Source organism: Rhodovulum sp. PH10 (assembly GCF_000293785.1).
GTDB lineage: Bacteria > Pseudomonadota > Alphaproteobacteria > Rhizobiales > Xanthobacteraceae > Rhodoplanes.
Genome location: NZ_AKZI01000111.1, coordinates 1 through 18,949, shown reverse-complemented (window position 1 = coordinate 18,949; position 18,949 = coordinate 1). Strand labels below are relative to the sequence as shown.

At 70.3% G+C, this 18,949-nt stretch carries 16 protein-coding genes; 9 read left to right on the top strand and 7 right to left on the bottom strand.

Annotation, left to right across the window (positions count from 1 at the left end; genetic code table 11):
- Positions 1 to 317: 317 nt before the first annotated feature.
- The 3 genes from A33M_RS17025 to A33M_RS17015 all read right to left on the bottom strand — a co-directional run bounded on the left by A33M_RS17025 (position 318) and on the right by A33M_RS17015 (position 3,399).
- Positions 318 to 1,256, bottom strand: a complete 939-nt coding sequence (locus tag A33M_RS17025; protein WP_008389643.1) for a 3-keto-5-aminohexanoate cleavage protein — start codon at positions 1,254 to 1,256, stop codon at positions 318 to 320.
- Between the two features lie 53 nt (positions 1,257 to 1,309).
- Entirely contained in the window at positions 1,310 to 2,083 is a 774-nt protein-coding gene (locus A33M_RS17020) for a cyclase family protein (protein WP_008389642.1), read from the bottom strand.
- An 86-nt stretch (positions 2,084 to 2,169) separates the two neighbouring features.
- Complete coding sequence (locus A33M_RS17015; protein WP_008389641.1) at positions 2,170 to 3,399, bottom strand: MFS transporter; 1,230 nt, start codon at positions 3,397 to 3,399, stop codon at positions 2,170 to 2,172.
- 380 nt (positions 3,400 to 3,779) lie between these two features.
- Between A33M_RS17015 and A33M_RS17010 the strand changes: the two genes are divergently transcribed.
- Positions 3,780 to 4,508, top strand: coding sequence for a TetR/AcrR family transcriptional regulator (locus A33M_RS17010; protein WP_008389640.1), 729 nt, complete (start codon positions 3,780 to 3,782; stop codon positions 4,506 to 4,508).
- A 136-nt stretch (positions 4,509 to 4,644) separates the two neighbouring features.
- Here the strand turns inward: A33M_RS17010 and A33M_RS17005 are convergent, their stop codons facing one another.
- Both A33M_RS17005 and A33M_RS17000 read right to left on the bottom strand, forming a co-directional pair.
- Entirely contained in the window at positions 4,645 to 5,814 is a 1,170-nt protein-coding gene (locus tag A33M_RS17005) for a Coenzyme F420 hydrogenase/dehydrogenase, beta subunit C-terminal domain (protein ID WP_237718406.1), read from the bottom strand.
- 206 nt (positions 5,815 to 6,020) lie between these two features.
- Complete coding sequence (locus A33M_RS17000) at positions 6,021 to 6,719, bottom strand: SDR family NAD(P)-dependent oxidoreductase (protein WP_008389633.1); 699 nt, start codon at positions 6,717 to 6,719, stop codon at positions 6,021 to 6,023.
- A 191-nt stretch (positions 6,720 to 6,910) separates the two neighbouring features.
- Between A33M_RS17000 and A33M_RS16995 the strand changes: the two genes are divergently transcribed.
- The 6 genes from A33M_RS16995 to A33M_RS16970 all read left to right on the top strand — a co-directional run bounded on the left by A33M_RS16995 (position 6,911) and on the right by A33M_RS16970 (position 14,079).
- Positions 6,911 to 7,429, top strand: a complete 519-nt coding sequence (locus A33M_RS16995) for a response regulator (RefSeq protein WP_008389631.1) — start codon at positions 6,911 to 6,913, stop codon at positions 7,427 to 7,429.
- A gap of 114 nt (positions 7,430 to 7,543) precedes the next feature.
- A complete protein-coding gene (locus A33M_RS16990; RefSeq protein ID WP_008389629.1) occupies positions 7,544 to 8,770 on the top strand; it encodes an ABC transporter ATP-binding protein in 1,227 nt (408 codons plus the stop codon).
- A gap of 322 nt (positions 8,771 to 9,092) precedes the next feature.
- Positions 9,093 to 10,019 carry an ABC transporter permease subunit gene (locus A33M_RS16985; RefSeq protein WP_008389627.1) on the top strand — a complete coding sequence of 309 codons (927 nt, stop codon included), beginning with the start codon at positions 9,093 to 9,095 and terminating at the stop codon, positions 10,017 to 10,019.
- Positions 10,016 to 10,822, top strand: a complete 807-nt coding sequence (locus tag A33M_RS16980) for an ABC transporter permease (protein WP_008389625.1) — start codon at positions 10,016 to 10,018, stop codon at positions 10,820 to 10,822. Before A33M_RS16985 ends, A33M_RS16980 begins: the two co-directional genes overlap by 4 nt.
- A 147-nt stretch (positions 10,823 to 10,969) precedes the next feature.
- Entirely contained in the window at positions 10,970 to 13,423 is a 2,454-nt protein-coding gene (locus A33M_RS16975) for an AsmA family protein (protein ID WP_008389622.1), read from the top strand.
- A gap of 416 nt (positions 13,424 to 13,839) precedes the next feature.
- Positions 13,840 to 14,079, top strand: coding sequence for a DUF6460 domain-containing protein (locus A33M_RS16970; protein ID WP_008389621.1), 240 nt, complete (start codon positions 13,840 to 13,842; stop codon positions 14,077 to 14,079).
- Between the two features lie 81 nt (positions 14,080 to 14,160).
- Here A33M_RS16970 and A33M_RS16965 read toward each other — a convergent pair whose 3' ends face one another.
- Positions 14,161 to 14,502, bottom strand: coding sequence for a hypothetical protein (locus tag A33M_RS16965; RefSeq protein WP_008389619.1), 342 nt, complete (start codon positions 14,500 to 14,502; stop codon positions 14,161 to 14,163).
- On the opposite strand from A33M_RS16965, the gene A33M_RS16960 reads away from it, so the two are divergent.
- Positions 14,501 to 15,655: an RluA family pseudouridine synthase gene (locus tag A33M_RS16960; RefSeq protein ID WP_008389617.1), complete on the top strand. Its 1,155-nt coding sequence runs from the start codon at positions 14,501 to 14,503 to the stop codon at positions 15,653 to 15,655. The genes A33M_RS16965 and A33M_RS16960 overlap by 2 nt on opposite strands.
- Before the next feature lie 294 nt (positions 15,656 to 15,949).
- Positions 15,950 to 16,873: an RNA polymerase sigma factor RpoH gene (gene rpoH, locus A33M_RS16955; RefSeq protein WP_008389612.1), complete on the top strand. Its 924-nt coding sequence runs from the start codon at positions 15,950 to 15,952 to the stop codon at positions 16,871 to 16,873.
- 368 nt (positions 16,874 to 17,241) lie between these two features.
- Here rpoH and A33M_RS22525 read toward each other — a convergent pair whose 3' ends face one another.
- Entirely contained in the window at positions 17,242 to 18,621 is a 1,380-nt protein-coding gene (locus A33M_RS22525) for a hypothetical protein (protein ID WP_008389610.1), read from the bottom strand.
- Between the last annotated feature and the right edge of the window lie 328 nt (positions 18,622 to 18,949).

Sequence of the window (18,949 nt, the reverse complement as noted above, 5' to 3'; positions counted from 1 at the left end):
AACGAGCCGATGGGAGTCCGCGCCGCGGACACGATCACGATGTCGGTCACTCGTGCTTTCCTTACAATGTATGTCGAGACGGCCCGCCGGGCGGCGGGCGAGCGTCGGGATGGCGGGGCGCCCGCGTGCGGGCTCGGCGTCGATCGGCCGTGGTCGAGACCGCGGTCCGGACCGTGAGCGAGGCCGCAGGCCGTGCTGTGCGCGACCGGCGTCTGTCGAGCTAACCGGAGGAGCCGCGCACCGGCAACTTCGCACGACCTCGTAAGGCCGATGACGCGGCGAATGCCGGTGCTGCAACTTTCACGCGGCGGCGCGCCTCACGCGGCGACCGCCCAGCCGACGTTCTCGCGCCCCTTGAGCCCGAGCCTTTCGCGTGCATCTGCGGCGGTGGCGATCTCGATGCTCAGCGCCTTGGCGATCTGCACCACGCGCTCGACCTGATCGGCGCTCGAGGTGGCGAGCTGCTTGGGCGCGACATAGAGGTTGTCCTCGAGGCCGACCCGCACGTTGCCGCCCATCGCCATCGCCGTCGCCATCATCGGCAGCTGCGCACGTCCCGCCGCCGACAGCGACCAGGTAAAAGTCTTCTCGCCGAGCATCCGCACCGCCGATTCGTGGAGAAAGACGAGATTGCCGACGGTCGCCTGCATGCCGCCCAAGATGCCGAGCACGAACTGCACGTGCACCGGCGGCTTCAGGACGCCGGTCGCGAGCAGGAACTGGATGTTGCCGAGCATGCCGGCGTCGTACACCTCGAGCTCCGGCTTGGTCCGCGCCTCGGCCATGAACGCGGCGAACTCGCCGAGCGTCTTGAAGGTGTTCGGGAAGATCCAGTCCTCGGTCGCCTGCAGGAAGGGAATCTCCCAGTCGTGCTTCGGCTGCTTGATCTTCTGCGCCAGCGGATGGATCGCGAAGTTCATCGAGCCGGTGTTGAGCGAGGCGAGCTCGGGCTTCAGCAGCATCACCGAGCGGGCGCGCTCGGCGACCGACATTTCCTTCGATCCGCCGGTGGTGATGCAGATCGGCGCGTCGACCTCGGCGCTGATCTTTTTCACGATCTCCTCGTAGAGCTTCGGATCGGCGCTCGGCTTGCCGGTCTGCGGGTCACGCGCGTGCACGTGCACCATGGTGGCGCCGGCGGCGACCGCCTTCACGGCGTCGGCGGCGATCTCGTCGGGCGTCACCGGCAGATAGGGCGACAGGCTCGGGGTGTGCACCGATCCGGTGATCGCGGCCGTGATGATCAGCTTCGACATGAAGATGTCCTCGTCGATTTCGGGGGAGAGCGTCGCACTCGTGACGCGGCGGCTCACGCGTCCAGCATGGCGACGGCGCGCGTCCAGCCGGCGGAGGCCGCGCGGATTTTCACCGGGAAGCACGACACGGTGAAGCCGGTCGGCGGCAGCAGATCGAGGTTGTGCAGCTTCTCGAGGTGGCAGTAGCCGACCGTGCGGCCCGACTTGTGGCCCTCCCAGATCAGCCCGGCGTCGTGCGTCTCGGCGTATCGCTTCGCGGTGAAGACGAACGGCGCGTCCCAGCTCCAGGCGTCGGTGCCGGTCACCCGCACGCCGCGCTCGGTGAGATAGAGCGTCGCGTCGCGCCCCATGCCGCAGCCGGCGGCGACGTAGCCCTCGCGGCCGAACATCTCGCCGGCGCGGGTGTTCACCACCACGATCTCGAGCGGCGACAGCGTATGGCCGATGCGCTTCAGCTCGGCCTCGACGTCGGCGGCGGTCGCGACATAGCCGTCCGGGAAGTGGCGGAAGTCGAGCTTGACGCCCGGCTGAAAACACCAGTCGAGCGGCACTTCGTCGATGGTGATCGCGCGCTTGCCGTCGTCCATGGTGGAGGCGAAGTGATAAGGCGCGTCGAGATGCGTGCCGTTGTGGGTGGTGATCTGCATCCACTCGATCGCCCACGCCTCGCCGTCCGGCATGTCCTCTGCCTTCAGGCCGGGGAAGAAGGGCAGAAGCTCGTCCATCGTCTCCTTGTGATCACGATACTTGATCTTCGGCTCGTAGATCGGCGGGTCCGCCAAGGTCCCGTTGTCGAAGGGGATGGAGAGGTCGATGATCTTTCGCATGGTGGTCGTCCGGTTCTGTCTCCGGCCCGCCGGGCGGGCCGCACGCCGGCCGGCGGGACGCGCCCGCACGGCCGGCATCGGGTTCGTCACGCCTCGGATTTGGCGGCGGGGAGCGGCTCGTTCATCGTCTCGGTGCTCGGCAGGAAGGCGGTGAGGATCGCCGAGATCAGGAACGGAACGGCGCAGATCAGGATCGAGGTCTGCAGCGAGGTCGCGGTGGCGATGCCGCCGAGAATGAACGGCGCGAACGCCGAGACGCCGCGGCCGACATTGAAGCAGAAGCCCGAGCCGGTGGTGCGCATGCGCACCGGGAAGAGCTCGCCGTAATAGGAGCCCATCAGGCCGACGAAGGCCATGAAGAAGGCGTAGGCCGGGCCCATCCACAGGAGCGTGGTGTGGTTCTCGGTCATCGCATAGACCGCGAGCATCACCGCCGAGCCGAACAGCGACAGCACCAGCGCGTTGCGCTTGCCGATGAAGTCGGCGACCCAGCCGAACACGTTGTAGCCGAAGAACATGCCGACGCTGAGAATGGTCATGAACATGCCCATGTCGGCGACCGACAGGCCACGCTCCTTGACGAGATAGGTCGGCAGCCACGTCGTGGTGCCCCAATAGGCGGTGAGCGCGAAGGCCGACACCAGCGTCGCCAGGATGGTGGTGCGCGCCATGCCGCCGGTGAAGATCTCGCTGACACGCACCTTGTCGGCCTTGGCGCCCTGGCCGCGCAGGCGGGCGTCGCGCTGGGCCTTCCACACCTCGGATTCCGGCACGAAGAAATAGACGTACATCGCGACGATCAGCGCGATGCCGGCGGTGAGGAAGAGCGCGCGCCAGCCGAACACCGGGATGATCTTGCCGGCGAGGAAGGAGGCGAGGCCGACGCCGACCGGGAACGAGCTCATCACGAAGGCGGCGGCGCGGCCGCGCTGCGCGGTCGGCCAGGTCTCCGCGATATAGGCGGCGATCACGCCCCACAGGCCGCCGAGGCCGAGGCCGGCGAGGAAGCGCAGGATCAGGATCTCGGTCCAGGTGCCGGCGAAGGAGATCGCCATGGTGAGCACCGAGAAGCTCACCAGCGACCACAGCATCGCCTTTCGCCGCCCGTAATTGTCGGAGTACCAGCCCATCACCACGCTGGAGATGCCGACGCCGACCAGCGTCGCGGTGGCGAGCAGGCCCGCCTCGGAGCGCGACAGGCCGAGATCGGCCATGATCGGCTGGAACGCCATCGCCAGCAGGACGAGGTCCATCGCATCGAACGTGTAGCCGGCGAATCCTCCGGCGAGGACGCGCCATTTGGTGCTGTTCTGCATCGTCGAAAATCCCCGCAGTTCGTTCTCTCGTCGCCGCGCACGGCCCGCGTCGGAGCCGGCGCCGAAGCGTCCGGACCGGCGGAGCGGAAACGTGCGGCGACCTGTTTCGTCATCGCTGTCGTTCGCGATACCGAACGCTAGACTGAACGTACGTACAGTCGATACGCAGAACTACGCGGCCCCGGCGGCGTCCCGCCGGCGGCGCGGTGAGGCCCCGCACGGGCGGGCGTAAAAACTTGAATCTTCGGGCGAATTGCTGGGCCGCGCGAAATGCGGGTTTACAGCATGGCAGCCCCCCTCCTAGAGTGGGGCTCGAGCTTTTGACGCGATGATCACGGATGCTCCGCAGGCCGCACGCGCCACCCGACCTCCGGATCCGCATGACCACTGCCGACAGCACGACCCGCTCCGCCCCGCGCCGCGCGAAGCCGCGCAAGGCCGCCACAACGCCCGAGACCGCCGAGCCCACCCGACGCGCCCGCATCCTGCAGGCGGCCGAGCGGCTGTTCGCGCTGGAGGGTTTCCACGGCACCTCGATGCGCAACATCGCCGATGCGGCCGGCGTCGGGCTGTCGATCGTGGTCTATCATTTCGAGACCAAGCAGAATCTCTACCGCAAGGTGTTCGAGGAGCATCTCGGGCTGTTCGAGGCGCGGCTCGCCGCCCTCGCCGAGGTCGCCGACCCGACCGCGCCCGACGCGGTGGAGCGGATCGTCGAGGCGTTCGTGATGCCGGTGATGCGGCTGCAGGGCACGGCCGAGGGGCAGTACTACTCGATGCTCACGGTGCGCGAGGCATCCGACCCGCAGGAGAGGAGCCGCGGCATCCTGCGCGACTATTACGACCCGATGGCGCGCGAGTTCATCGCCGCGCTGCAGCGCGCGCTGCCGGACAAATCGCCCGACTATCTGCACTGGGCCTATCTGTTCGCGGTCGGCGCGCTGGTGATGAACTTCTTCGACGAGCGCATGGAGCGGCTCTCCGAGCATCGCTGCAAGCCGGGCGACCTGCCGACCAAGGGGCGCTATCTGGTGCAGTTCATCGCCGCCGGCATTCGCGGCGGACCGGACGTCGGAGCGACGGCAAAGCGCACGTCGCAAAAGGACTGACGCACGGGAACGCAGAGACGGGGACGCTTCGTGGGCACGGCGCTCCGCGCCTCTGCCCACCCTACTGTCCTTTGCTATAGTGTCCCGCGACGAGGCCGATGGACGAGGCCCGTTCTTCCTCTCCCCGCACCGGTCCCTACTTCTCTCCCTCGCCGGGCGAAATCCCGTAGGGAGCGACGAGGTCCCACACGTGCTGCGGCACCATGTGGCGAATGCGGCGGGGCCGCTCGCGGCGCAGATGAAGGATCGTCTCGATCGCCTTCATCTCGACGCGCGCACGAGCGAATTCGAGCCCGCGCGGGCCGATCTTCGGCATCAGCCAGGCGACCAGCGGCCGCAAGAAGTTCGGCGTGCCGCGCACCGGCAAACCGCCGGCGGCGCGCTCGGTGTTCTTCAAGAAGCCCTTCACCGGGGCAGCGCGCTTGCCGGCACTGCCGGGCGGCGCCGTTCTCACCTCGTCGCCGAGCAGCGACAGAATCTCGGCGCCGCGATCGTTGCGCACGAGAAGCCACTGCTCGCCCTCGCCGCCCATGTAACCGACCGTGATGTCGGCCAGCGTGTTGGTGTAGTCGACGCAGGTGCGGCAGGTGAGCGGAAAGAAGTCGCGCGGCAACTTCGAGAGCGGCAGCATGAGAAACGGCACGCGCTTCTCGCTGCCGTCGGAGAAGCGCAGCTCGACGCAATAGTCGGCGCGGAACTCGAGATAAGTGATGGTCGACGGGTCGTCGGCGAGCAGCGCGAGAAACTCGTGGAACCGCTCGGTCGTGGTGTTGTCGGAGCACGGCGTGCCGACGACGTAGATTTTCTCGAAGCCGAGGTCGTCCTCGAGCGCGCGCAGCGCGTGGATCTGGCACGGGATGCCGATCACCGCGATCTTCTCGAACCCCTGCGCCCGCGCCGGCTCGAGCAGCGCGAGCAGCGGCGCCCAGCCCATCCGCATGCCGCGGCACTGCGCCATCGCCTCGGGCTTGGTCACCAGCACCGGTTTCGGGCGCCACACGTCGGACGGATCGGGCGCCATGGTGAGCACCGCGTCGACCATGCCGGTTTCGAGCAAGCGCTCGCCGAGCCGGGTGGTGATGCCGGTCCACTGGGCGCCCGGCCGCGGCGCCTTCAGCGCCGCCCGCACCATCTGCTGGAACGGCCCGAAGAAGCGCTCGTCCGGGCGGGCGGGATCGCGGGCGCGGCCGTGCACGCGGCGCTCCATCGCCGGATAATCGGGCTTCAGGAACTGGCAGGCATGCCCGCAATCGCCCGGCCGCGCGGTGCGCGAGACGCCGCAATCGGTGCACAGATCGCGTCGCACGGCCTCGTCGATCGGCGGCGCCCAGAGAGGTGGAACGGAGGGGTGCGGAAGCGAGGGCTCGAGCAACGTCACGGCACACGTCCCCGTGGCAAGCGGCCAAGCCGGCCGCGCGTCAGTGATAGCCCGGATGCCTCTCGACGCAAGCGGTGAAACGCGGATGCGGCGGCACGGCGCACACTCGGCCGTCCGCGTCGTGTGTCCGGGGATCAGGTCTTTCCGTAGACCGGCACGACGGCGCCGCGGGTGACGCGGTTGTCGGCCGAGGCGAGGAACAGAATGGTCGCCGCCACCTCCTCGACCTTCGGCCAGGCGGGAAAGTCGGCCTTCGGCATGTCCTTGCGGTTCGCCGGGGTATCCATGATCGAGGGCGCGACGGCGTTGACCAGCACGTCCTCCTTGGCGACCTCTTCCGCCAACGCGACGGTCAGCGCCGCGACCGCCGCCTTGGTGGCGGCATAGATCGCCATGCCGGCGCCCGCCCGCGGCTCCAGCGCCGGGCGCGCCGCGACATTGACGATCCGCCCCTCCGCCCCGGACCGGTGAAAGGTGCGAAGAGCTTCGCGGCAGCACAGCACGCAGGTGCCGAGATTGCCGGCGATCTGGCCGGCGAGGGTGTCGTCCTCGGCATCGCGGAAGCACCCGAAGGCGAAGCCGCCGGCGAGGTGGAGCGAGGCCCACAGGCCCGGCAGGCCGTCATAGAACGTGCCGACCGCCGCCGCATCGACCAGATCGACGCCCCGATAGAGCGCCACCCGCGGATGGTCGGCGAACGGAAAGCCTTTGGGCGGCCCGCTGCGCACCGGCAGGTGGCACACCGCCCCCGCCTCGACGAGAGCCGCCGTCACCGCAGTGCCGAGCGCCCCGGTGCCGCCCGTGACCACCACGTGCCGTCCGTGGAACTCCATGCGTCGCCTCCCCTCCTGCCTCCCGGCACCATCGGCACGGGAGCCGTTTTCGGATAGCATCCGCGTGGCACGGCCGTCGACCGCCACCCGCAGGGCGAAGGCCTCGGCGTTTTCCCGCCGTTAACGGGGAATCGCTAGGGTTCCGCCGGTCGACGCGCCACCCGTGGCCACGCCCCTCCGGAGAGCCTTCCATGCAGATCGCCGACCCCGCCACCCTGGAGATGCTGCGCGGCAAGCAGGTGCTGGTGGTCGACGACGACGGCGCCTCGCGCCGGGTGGTGCGGGCGCTGCTCGCCGGGCTCGGGATCGGCCGGGTGATCGAGGCGCCGGACGGCAAGACGGCGATCGAGGCGATCCTCGCCTCGGCGCCCGATCTCGTGCTGCTCGACTGGCAGATGCCCGGCCTCGACGGCGCCGGCCTCCTGCGCTGGGTGCGCCATCCCGGCGTGTTTCCCCATTGCGACGTGCCGATCGTGGTGCTCACCGGGCACGGCGAGCGGAGCTGCGTCACCGAGGCGATCCGGCTCGGCGCCCACGAGTATCTCCTCAAGCCGGTGTCGACCCAGGCGCTGCTCGCCCGGCTGGTCGCGGTGTTCTGCCATCCCCGCCCGATGGTGCAGCGCGGCGGCTTCTACGGGCCGCAGCCGCGCCAGACCTCGGCATTCCGGCCCGACGCGCCGGCCCGGCGCGACACCCTCTTCCTCAACTGACCTTTCACTCGCCTTCTCGCCGGCAGCGACGGCGCGCGTAAAAAAGATTCCGGTTGACGCGGCGGCCGTGGTCCGCATCAAGGAATCCTCTCTCGAGGAGACCGACCGCCCGCGATGCGACGTGCCTTCGTTCCCCCAGACAACACCCCGCCGGCGGTGCGCTTCGAGGCCGTGACCCGGCGGTTCGGCGACCATGTCGCGGTCGATGCCCTGAGCCTCGACATTCACGAGGGCGAGTTCTTCGCCCTGCTCGGCCCGTCCGGCTGCGGCAAGACCACGCTCCTGCGCATGCTCGCCGGCTTCGAGACGCCGGACGCCGGACGCATTTTCCTCGGTGGCGACGACATCGGCGCGGTGCCGCCGCATCGTCGGCCGGTCAACATGATGTTCCAGAGCTACGCGCTTTTTCCGCACCTGACGGTCGCCGGCAACGTCGCGTTCGGGCTGAAGCAGGAGCGCCGGCCGAAAGCGGAGATCGCCGAGCGGGTGGCGGCGATGCTGAAGCTGGTGCGCCTCGAAGGGATGGAGCGCCGCAAGCCGCACCAGCTGTCGGGCGGCCAGCGCCAGCGCGTCGCGCTCGCCCGCGCGCTCGCCAAGCACCCCCGCGTGCTGCTGCTCGACGAGCCGCTCGCCGCGCTCGATAAAAAACTGCGCGAGGAGACCCAGTTCGAGCTGATGGAGCTGCAGGCCCGGCTCGGCACCACCTTCGTGATCGTCACCCACGACCAGGAGGAGGCGATGACGGTCGCCCACCGGATCGGCGTGATGGCGAACGGCCGGCTGGTGCAGGTCGGGCCGCCGCCGGAGATTTACGAGGAGCCGCGCTCGCGCTGGGTCGCGGCTTTCGTCGGCGACGTCAATCTGATCGAGGGTACGGTGGTGGCGATAGACGATGGGCGCATCGAGATCGCCGACGCCGCGGGACGCCGTTTCGTGGGGTTCGCGCAGCCCGGTACGATACCGGCACCGGGGACGCGGGTGGCGTTCGCGGTGCGGCCGGAGAAGTTTTCGGTCACGACTTCGGCGGCGGCTCTCGAGCCCGACGCTCTGGAGCCGGGGACTCGCGAGCCGGGGACTCTGGAGCCGGGGACTCTGGAGCCGGGGACTCGCGCGCAGTCCGCATCCGAGAAACGCTCGCGAGCGGTCAACCGCTTCACCGGCCACGTGGCCGACATCGGCTATCTCGGCGACGTCTCGGTCTACAAGGTGCGGCTGTCCGACGGCACCGTGTTCAAGGCCGCGGTCACCAACGCGACACGCCGCGCGGCTCCTCCGATCGCATGGGACGATCCGGTGACGCTGTCGTTTCCGCCCGACGCCGCCGTGGTGCTCACCGAGTGAGGCCGGTCGTGACGATGCGGACGCACGCTGCTGCACACGGAGCTGCGCGCACGCACCGCGCCCCTGCTCCCTCTCCCCGCCTGCGGGCTACAGGATGCACGCATCGCCTCGGATGCATGCGTCCGTCATGCGCGGGCTCCGACCCGCGCATCCATCGAAATCAAAAAATGCTCTCGTATTCAGTTCGATGGATCGCCGGGTCACGGCCTACGGCCGGCCCGGCGATGACGGAGGAGTTTTTGGAAGGCTTCGCGACTCCCATTGAGAACTCGGTGCTCTCGAGGATGTGTGCATCCCGTGGCACAAGCGGGAAGAGGTGAAGGTGGCCAAATCCCCACACGCCCCGCGCCGCTCGCTCGGCGAGCACATCGTCGTCGCGCTGCCCTATCTGTGGCTGATCGCGTTCTTCCTGGTGCCGTTCGTCATCGTCGCAAAGATCAGCCTGTCACAGACGGCGATCGCCCAGCCGCCCTATCTGCCGGTGCTGGACCTCTCTCAAGGTTTCGCAGGACTGGTCGCCTTCGCAAAAGAGCTGTCGCTCGCGTCCTATGCGCTGATCGCCAGCGACGACATCTATCTGCTGTCCTATCTGAAGAGCCTCGAGGTCGCCGGCCTCTCCACCCTGATGCTGCTGGCGCTCGGCATCCCGCTCGCCTACGGCATGGCGCGCGCACCGAAACGGCTGCAGCCGGTGCTGGTGATGCTGGTGGTGCTGCCGTTCTGGACCTCGTTCCTGATCCGCATCTATGCCTGGGTCGCCATTCTCCAGCAGGACGGCCTGCTCAACCGCGTGCTGCTCGCGCTCGGGGTGATCGACGCGCCGGTGGTCTGGCTCGCCAGCGACACCGCCGTCCATATCGGCATCGTCTATTCGTACCTGCCCTTCATGGTGCTGCCGCTCTATGCGAGCTTCCAGAAGCTCGACGAGAGCTTTTTCGAGGCCGCCGCCGACCTCGGCTGCCCGCGCTGGCGGGCGTTCTTCACCGTCACGCTGCCGCTGGTGATGCCCGGCATCGGCGCCGGCGCGCTTCTGTGCCTGATCCCGATCATCGGCGAGTTCGTGATTCCGGATCTGCTCGGCAGCTCCGAGACGATGATGATCGGCCAGACCTTGTGGACCGAGTTCTTCGCCAACCGCGACTGGCCGGTCGCCTCGGCGATCGCCATCGTGCTGCTGGCGCTCCTCCTCGGGCCGATCGCGGCGTTCGAGCGCGTGCAGGGCCCCGAGCTCGGAGGGCGCAGGCGATGAACCGCAGATTTTCGCGATTCAATCTCGTCTCGGTCGCGCTCGGCCTCGCCTTCCTCTATCTGCCGATCGTCGTTCTGGTGATCTACTCGTTCAACGATTCGCGGCTCGTCGCGGTGTGGGGCGGCTGGTCGCTGCGCTGGTACGTGGCGCTCGTCGACGACCGGGCGATGCAGGAGGCGGCGCTGAACTCGCTCGGCATCGCGCTCGCCTCGGCGAGCCTCGCCACCGTGCTCGGCACGCTGGCGGCGCTGGCGCTGACCCGGCTCGGCCGGTTCCGCGGAAGGCTGCCGTTCGCGGCGATGCTCTATGCGCCGCTGGTGATGCCCGAGGTGATCACCGGGCTCGCGCTCCTCCTGCTGTTCGTCGCGGTCGGGCTCGAGCGCGGCTTTCTCACCATCACCATCGCCCACACCACCCTGACGCTGTGCTTCGTCGCGGTGGTGGTGCAGTCGCGCCTGGTCGATTTCGACCGCACGCTCGAGGAGGCCGCCGCCGATCTCGGCTGCCCGCCCGTGAAAACCTTCCTCACCGTGACGCTGCCGGGGATCGCCCCGGCGATCGCCGCGGGCTTCCTGCTCGCGGTGTCCTTGTCGCTCGACGACCTGGTGATCGCGAGCTTCACCACCGGCCCCGGCGCCACCACCCTCCCGATCCGCATCTATTCCGAGGTGCGGCTCGGGGTGAAGCCGGAGATCAACGCCGTGTGCACCATCTTCATCGCGGTGATCGCGGTGATCGTGATCGCCGCGTCACTGGCGACCCGCCGGAGCACGACGAACGACGCCGGCACGCCCGCCGCTTGAGGCCGACGCCTCGAGGCTGGGCAGAGAGCCCCGGTTCTGCCCGCTTTTTCGGCCACGAAAGGGTCACAGAGATCGCGCAGGTTCCGCGCCGCCGGGCAGAGATGTGCCCGCCCGTCCTCGACCACACAGCACCGGATCGAACAGCCCGTGACCGCCTCCGTCGGCTTCAAGCGTCTCGGCGTCGCCGTCGTCGCGATGGCGAGCCTCGGCGTGCTGGTCCTGGGGCTCGCCTCGTGGCTGGTGTCGGTCGATGCGGCGCGCGACGCGGTGGCCTCCGAGGTGCGCGCGGTGACCGGCCTCGAGCCGACCGTGCACGGCCCGGCGACGCTGTCGATGTTCCCCTCGCCGCGGGTCTCGCTCGAGGACGTCACGCTCGCCGGCTTCGCCGACGACGACCAGCCGTTCGTCGCCGACACGCTGGTCGCCAATGTCCGCTGGCTGCCACTTCTGATCGGGCGGATCGAGATCGCCGACGTGGCGCTGATCCGGCCGCGCATCACCGTGCGGATCGGCGGGAACGGCCGCACCAACTGGTCGCCGCTGCTCGCCTCGCTCGCCCGCACGGTGCATCCCGGCCTGCAGCCCGACCCGCGCACCCTGTCGTTCTCGGAGATCCGCATCAGCGACGGCACCGTCGTCCTGCAGGACGACCATCGTGCCCGCACCGAGTTTTTCGACGGCGTCGAGATGTCGCTCGCCTGGCCGTCGATCGCCCGCGGCCTCGGCGCCACCGGCCGGGTGCGCTGGCGCGGCCAGCCGCTCGACGTCGCGCTCGCCGTGGTCGACCTGCCGGCGGCGCTCGCCGGCGACACGTCGGGCCTGAAATTCCGGGTCGGCGGCAACCTGATCAATCTCGCCTTCGAGGGCACGCTGTCGGCGCTGCCGAGCCTGAAGATCGACGGCACGCTGGCCGCCGGCGCGCCGTCGCTGCGCGACGCGATGGGCTGGATCTCCGGCAAGCGGCTGTCCGGCAACACCGGGCTCGGCCGCTTCGCGCTCAAGGCCAAGACCAATCTGGTGGCCGGCTCGCTCGCGCTGTCCAACCTCAATATCGAGCTCGACGGCAATCTCGCCGAGGGCGTGCTGACCTATGCGCTCGGCGGCCGCCAGTCGCTGCAGGGCACGCTCGCGGTCGACGCGCTCGACCTCACGCCCTACGCCCCGGCGCTGCGGCTGATGGCCGCGAACTCGCGCAACTGGAACGGCCGGCCGATCGCGCTCGACTGGTTCGACGACGTCGATTTCGACGTGCGGGTGTCCGCCGCGCGGGTGCTGATCCCGCAGGGGCGGCTCGGCCGCACCGCGGTGGCGGCGACGCTGCGCGACGGCCGCCTCACCGTCACGGTCGGCGAGTCGCAGGCGTTCGACGGGGTGATCAAGGGCTCGCTGGTGCTCGCCAAGACGGCGGACGGCGCCAAGGTGCGCTCGCAGGTCGCCTTTGCCGGCGTCGATCTCGAGACCTGCCTCGCCGAGCTGATCGGCGTGCGGCGGCTGGAGGGCAAGGGCAACCTGTCGGTGTCGCTCGAGGGCGCCGGCCACAGCGTGCTCGGCGTCACCCGCACGCTCGACGGCACCGTCACGCTCGACGCCACCTCCGGCATGCTGGTCGGCATCGACATCGAGCAGCTGTTGCGACGGCTGGAGCGCCGGCCGCTCGGCGGCGGCGCCGATTTCCGCGGCGGCCGCACGCCGTTCGAGACGCTCGGCGTCGATCTGCGGATTCACCAGGGCAATGCGCGGGTGGAGACGGTGCGGTTCGACGGGCCGGGCGTGCGGCTCGGCATCCGCGGGCAGGCCTCGGTGCCGACCCGCGAGCTCGACCTCACCGGTACCGCGACCCTGCTCGCTGCAGCGACCGAGACCCCGCCGCCGTTCGAGCTGCCGTTCTTCGTGCAGGGCACCTGGGACGACCCGATCATGCTGCCGGACACCCAGGCGCTGATCCGCCGCTCCGGCGCCGCCGCGCCGTTCCTCGACGCGCTGTCGGAGAAGCGCACCCGCGAGGCGGTGCGCTCGGCGATCGACCGGCTCGGCCATGGCGACGGCGCCGCCGCACTACGCCGCTTCGGCCTGCCGGTGCCGGACCCGGACTCGTCCGACGCGGGCTCGCCCGACGCGAATTCGCCGGATGCGGGCACACCCGAGGCGACCAATCCCGAGACCGGCAATCCCGAGACCGGCAATCCCGAGGCCGGCAATCCCGAGGCCGGAACACCCGGTGCGGACGCCTCGTCGGCCGTGCCGTCGCTGATGGAGACGGCCACCCCCGAGGCGGATCCCGGCGTCACCGAGCCGTCCGTCACGCAGGAGCCCTCCGTCACCGAGCCGTTCGGCACCACCACCCCCGAGGCGGCTGCCCCGGCGGCGGCCGACACCGCCGCCACCCAGGACAAGACCCCGCCCGCGCCGTCGGCGCCCGCAGCGGCCGCATCTGACACGCCTGCCTCCGACGCGCCTGCTCAAAAGAAAGATTCCGCGGCGGCGAGCAAGACCAAGAATTCGGCGGCAGCGGACGCCGGGCGCGCCGGCGCCCGCGAAAGCCGGGCCGACCGCTCGCCGTCCGGAACGGCCGGCACCGCGCCGTCCGCCGCGGCGCGCTGAATTCTTCCCCGAAGAGCCGCCACGACGCCATCGCCATCGGCAGACGCCCTCCGAATCCCGGACCGTGCGGACCACTCCGATACGGACCACTCCGATACGGGCCAGTCCGCCGCGGACCATCCCGACGCGGACCATCCCGACGCGGACGAGTCCGGGCCGGACGAGTCCGAGACGGACGCGTCCGCGAAATCGTTCGGCGCCGCGCCGATTGCGCGACCTCCCGCATCCCCTCCCGGCCTGCCCTGTACTATGATCGCCGCGGCGAATCGGCTGCCCGCTGCGCGGCCGTGCGCCGATCGGCTGCACGGAGCCGGGCGTGACGTTCTCTTTCGGCGCTGCCGGCCGCGCCGTCGCGCAGAGCCCGGAGATCCCGAAATTCTCGGTGCGCGGGAGGGGGTGGCGCGATGTGGAGGGTCATGCACACCACGGCCAAGGTGGCGGTCGCCTCGCTGATCGTCGGCACCATCTTCGGCCATTTCGGCATCACGCTGGAAACCCTGGCGAACGAGCTCGGCCTGTCGTTCGAGCGGGTCGGCGCGCTGGTCGAGCGCGCATTCGGCTGGGCGATGCCGAACCTCGTGCTCGGCGCCGTGATCATCGTGCCGATCTGGGCGCTGGTCTACATTCTCCGCCCGCCCGGCCAGAGCAGCGAATAGTCTTTCGACCCTGCGCCGGGACGGACGGGACGGACGTGCCGTTCCGGGAGACCGGCCGGCGGCCGGTCCGGGAAAAACCGATCACGGCTCGGTGGCGAAGCGCATCCGGCCGGCCGGACGCAGCGTGCCGGCGTCGAAGGTGCGCACCTCGAGCCCGCCCGCGGTCTCGACCGTCACCACCAGGCGGTCGCCCGCCACCGCCGTCCCGATCACCTTCGCACCCTTCGGCAGCACGACGGTCTGCTCGGCGGCGGCTGCGCTTCCCTCCCCGCGGGAAACGCGGTAGCCCACGACGCCGAGCACGACGACGATGCCGAGCAGGGTGGCGAATCCCGAGATCGCCATGAACAGCTTCATGCGGGCCATCAGGCGCGCCTGATCGGCGTCGAGCGGCGGGGCGTCGGGATCGGATGGAGAGCTCATGACGGGTGCGAATCCAGCAGGCGGCAGGCAGGGACGATCGACGGTCGAACCGGTTCCGGTCGAACCGGTTCCGGTCGAAGCGGAGACGGTCGCGACCGGTCCGGTCGACACCGATCCGGCCGAGACCGGCGCGGCCGGCGCCGTCGCGGTGGAGACCGTGACGATCGCCTCGGCCGAATCGGGCGAACGGCTCGACCGCGTGCTGGCCGCCCGCCTCGCCGACCTGTCGCGCTCGCGGCTGAAGACGCTGATCCTCGCCGGCCACGTGACGATCGGCGGCCGCACGATCCGCGATCCGGGGCAGCGCGTCAATGTCGGCGAGCGCATCCAGGTGGCGGTGCCGCCGCCCACCCCGGCCGAGCCGGAGCCCGAGCCGATCCCGCTGGTGGTGGTGTTCGAGGACGACGAGATTCTGGTGATCGACAAGCCGCCGGGCCTCGTCGTGCATCCGGCCGCCGGCCACTGGAACGGCACGCTGGTCAACGCGCTTTTGGCGCATTGCGGCGACAGCCTGTCGGGGATCGGCGGGGTCGCCCGGCCCGGCATCGTCCATCGGCTCGACAAGGACACCACCGGGCTGATGGTGGTGGCCAAGACCGACCGCGCCCACCGCTCGCTCGCCCGCCAGTTCGCCGATCACGGCCGCGAAGGGCCGCTCGAGCGCGGCTATCTCGCCTTCGTGTGGGGCGTGCCGGACCGCCCGCGCGGCGTGGTCGACAAGCCGATCGGCCGCCACCCGACCGCCCGCGACAAGATGGCCGTGCGCACCGACGGCCGCAACGCGGTGACCCATTGGGAGCTGGTCGAGCGTTACGGCGCCCGCGGCGGCGGCGAGCCGGTGGCGTCGCTGCTCGCCTGCCGGCTGGAGACCGGCCGCACCCACCAGATCCGCGTGCACCTCGCCTCGATCGGCCACCCGCTGCTGGGCGACCCGATCTACGGCCCCGGCTTCCGCACCAAGGAGGCCCTGCTGCCCGATGTCGCACGCAACGAGCTGGCCGCCCTTGGCAGACAGGCCCTCCATGCCTATCTGCTGGGTGTGCAGCATCCGCGTACGAAGAAGCAGCTTACATTCCGCTCCGACCTGCCCGCCGACCTGGCTCGCCTCCACCGCGCTCTGGGCGGTGGAACCATCTTGCCCGGGTCGCGTTGAGAGGGCGTGCGCCGACCATCCGGACGACCCACCCGACCCGGCTATCGGACACGTTTAACGTGTCGGAAGGACGGGCCGTGCGATCCGGTATCGAACGCGGTTCGTCGCTCGGTCGCGGGGCCGTCACGCCGAGGTGACGGCTCGGAGAGTTTCTTCGCTCGACCCGCCCGTGTATGCTGCGCTGTGCGTGCCGATTTTCGGTCACGCGCAATGGGAAGGTGCCGTCGGCTCAGGAGAGCGACGACACGTCATCGCCCGCCGCAGCACCGGGGGCAACATATGGAGGGCGCAACCATGGCCCCAAGCTTGCCGGTCATCACGGCCGAATCGGGTCTCTCCCGATACCTCGAGGAAATCCGCCGGTTCCCCATGCTGGAGCCGCAGGAGGAGTACATGCTCGCGAAGCGCTGGCGCGAGCACGACGACCGAGGTGCGGCCCAAAAACTCGTCACCAGCCATCTCCGCCTCGTCGCCAAGATCGCCATGGGCTATCGCGGCTACGGCCTGCCGATCGCCGAGGTGATCTCGGAGGGCAATGTCGGCCTGATGCAGGCCGTCAAGCGCTTCGAGCCGGACAAGGGCTTCCGCCTCGCCACCTACGCGATGTGGTGGATCAAGGCCGCCATTCAAGAGTACATCCTGCGATCGTGGTCGCTCGTGAAGATGGGCACCACGGCGAACCAGAAGAAGCTGTTCTTCAACCTGCGCAAGGCCAAGAGCCGGATCTCCGCGCTCGAGGAAGGCGATCTGCGGCCGGATCAGGTGAAGATCATCGCCAAGCGGCTCGGCGTGACCGAGCAGGACGTCGTCGACATGAACCGCCGGCTCGGCGGTGACGCGTCGCTCAACGCCCCGATCCGCGAGGACGGCGATTCCGGCGAGTGGCAGGACTGGCTGGTCGACGACAGCGAATCGCAGGAGACCAAGCTCGCCGAGAGCGAGGAGCTCGACAATCGCCGCAAGGCCTTGGCCGAGGCGATGGCGGTGCTCAACGATCGCGAGCGGCGCATTTTTCAGGCCCGGCGGCTGGCCGACGATCCCGTCACGCTCGAGGAACTGGCGGAGGAGTTCGGCGTGTCGCGCGAGCGCGTGCGGCAGATCGAGGTGCGGGCGTTCGAGAAGGTGCAGAAGGCGGTGCGCAACCGCATCGCCGCGATGGAGTCGCCGCCAGCGATGGCCGGCGCATCCGGCGGCGAGGCGTTCTCCGCCGCGCACTGAGCGCTCACGCCGACCGCCGCTCCCCGGTCGCCGCCTTGCGGTCGCCGGCTGGCGGTCGGGGCACGGCGATCTCGGCCGCGTACGACGCCGGCTCGCCGGCCCGACCCTTCGGAAAAACCTCGCGAGCGCGGTGAAAGCCGCGCTCGTTTTTGTTTTTGCCTCGGTCGACGGCGGGAAACTATGACCTCATCCTGCGGGTCGCCGAAGGCGACGTCTCGAAGGACGAGGTCGAGCTCTGTCGCCGATGGTCTCACGCTCGTTTCGTTCGAACCGGAGCCGGGTGTCGACGAGGCAGTGGACTGCACGCGGGCAGCGAATGCCACTCGCCACTCGCCACTCGCTACTCGCCATTCACCACTCGCCCGCCCCTATTGCCCCCACGCCTTGAAGGCTTCGGCAAAGGCGCGGTCGCCGGGCGTGCCCTTCTCGATCGCCATGATGGCGCGGCGGCCATTGGCATAGACGATCGGCACGTCGAACCAGCCGCGCTCCTTCAGGAGCGCGAGATTGCGCTGCATGTCGGTGTCGGTCGAGGACAGGCCGATCAGGAAGAAGCCATCGGTGACCTTCACGGCGAGGCCGGCGAGCGGCACGCCGCGGGTCTGCTCGGCCTGCTTCATCAGCACGCCCGGAATGTTCTGGATGCCGCCGTTCGCGTTCTCGGGCGGCAGCGTGAACATGATCTCGATCGTGTGGCTGGCCGGCAGCGACTTGTCGGTGTTGCGCCGCAACGAGAACTTCACCGCGGTGTTGCGCTCGGGAATCGCGATGTCGGCCCGCACCACCAGGTCGGGCGTTTGGCCGGGGGCGGCGACGATCGTCTCGGTGCGCCACACCGCGGTGCCGACATAGCGCTTGCCGTTCGGATCGCCCGGATCCTCCTCGTAGAGCACCACCCGCTGGGCGACCGCCGGTACCTCCTGGCGGGTCTCGGGGGACGGCTGCGAGCCGACCCGGTCGGTGATCTTTCCGCTGACCGGCGGCGGCGCAGGAGCCGGCGCCGGTGCCTTCTGGGCGGTCTCGGTGCCGCCGGAGACCATCTTCGACAGGCTCGGCCACGCCCACCAGGCGGCGCCGCCGATTCCGCCGACCACCAGGAGCGCGATCAGCAGCGGCAGCAGACGGGCGCCGAGCGAGGGGCGCAGCGGACGCAGCTCGCCGTCGCGATCGCGGTCGTCCGGGGGAAGCGGCATCTGCGGCTCGGGTGCGAGCGGGAACGGCCGGTCGCCGTCGTCCGCGTCGCGATCGTCGAGATAGGGGCGCACGCCCCCCTGCACGCTCCCCTGCACGCCCCCTTGGCCGGCATAATCGAGCGCCTCGGCGGGGACGGCGGCGGCGGCGCCCGGCACCGACGGATACGGCGGCGGCACCGGGATCGCGGCATCGCGCGGGGCGCCGGGTTGTGGCGTCGGCGCACCGAGCTCCCACCCGGTCGGCGGCGGCTCGGTCCGGCCCTCGGGCCCGCCTTCGGCTCTTCCTTCGAGGCGCCCGTCGCGGCGCCCCCCGGGACGCGCGTCGGCGCGCGGCGCGCCGGGAATCGGCGGCGGCAGCGGGGCGCCGGGAAACGGCGGCTCGTGCGGCTCGGGCAGACGCAGGCCGCTGCGGCGCGGCGGCGGCCGCAGCCCTTCCGGCTCGACATGCGGCTCGATCCGGGTGCCGTCCCGGCTCGGCGCGGTGGCGGCAAACGCTTCGCGGGCGGCCTTGGAGGCCTGGGCGGTGGCGTCGCCGAGGTTTTCCGCCTCGACCACGACGTCGCTGAAGCCTTTCAGGCCCGACGTTCCGGACGGCCGGTCGAAACCCGGACGGTCCAGACCGGGTCGGTCGAGACCGGGCCGGTCGAGACCGCGGCGAGGCCGCGGCGCACCGGGCGGCGGCGCACCGGGCGGCGGGGTCGGCCCGCCGGCCGGCGTTTCGCGCGAGGAAGCGACGGACGGCTCGGCGGGATGCTCGTGAGACGGCGCCTCGTGTCCGGAGCGCTCGTGTCCGGGGCGCTCGTGAGAAGCACGCTCGTGGCCCGCCCGCTCGCCGGGCCCGGCCTCGGGCGCCGGCCGGTCGGGACGATCGGGCCGATCGAGC